The sequence below is a fragment of the Streptococcus sp. ST14 genome, from assembly GCF_046098195.1.
Classification (GTDB): domain Bacteria; phylum Bacillota; class Bacilli; order Lactobacillales; family Streptococcaceae; genus Streptococcus.
This window is the reverse complement of record NZ_JBJUSF010000069.1, coordinates 1-789: the sequence shown is the minus strand read 5'-3', so window position 1 is coordinate 789 and position 789 is coordinate 1. Positions and strand designations below refer to the sequence as shown.

At 42.2% G+C, this 789-nt stretch carries 1 pseudogene; it reads right to left on the bottom strand.

Annotated features, from left to right (window positions below):
* Nucleotides 1-789, bottom strand: a pseudogene (locus ACIY19_RS10840) (glucan-binding protein C); the annotation flags it as partial.

Here is a 789-nt window from a genome sequence, read left to right as displayed (position 1 = left end):
TACAATTTGAAATTTTCGATGGATACGAGAAATATTGTGTTGTTTCCCATCCTCGGTTGTGACTGTTAAGCCGTTTAACCCAGTATAATCAATTTCTGTTGTCCAACCATTGCCCACATCTTTGTATTTCAAGACTTTGGTTGAGTCTAGAACGCGAGAGTACCCAGATCTGCCACTTGATGAGGCGATATAATCCGTAGTCAGTTCTTCTGCTCCTGAAGCTGTAGACTTCACAGTTGCTTCAGGATTAGCGGTTGAAAGACTTAGAGCTTGTAGTACAACTTCTTTTGTGTATCCTTCAGTGCTTGTTTTAGACTGAAGATCGTTGTACTTCTTCTGCCATTCGGCTTGGGCCTGCTTAGCTTGATTATAAGCTGCCTGGTTTTGTTTGGCAATTTGGTTAGCCTCATCTACTGAGGAAACTTCTTGGGTTTTAGAACTGAGAAGTACACCTGATTTTTTCAATTCAGCGAACTTACGGTCAGCATCTTGATTGACTTGTTCACTAGCATTCTTCTTCTCTGTGTAGGCAGCCATCAGGGCTTTGTTAAGCTCCACTTTGCCTTTTGCAGTCGCAATAGCCTGGTCATTTTGTTTCTTCAATGCTTCTACTTCTGCGACTGAAGAGACCGTACGTGTAACGACTTTAACGTCAACCTTTTCTTTCTTCAGCTTTTCAGATGCGCTTTCTACCGCTTTGTTTAGAGCAGTGGCTTGTTCAACAGTAGCATCATACTTAGCTTTTTCACCCAGGTAGGTTGAGACAGCTTGCTGGTTTTCTTCTAAGAC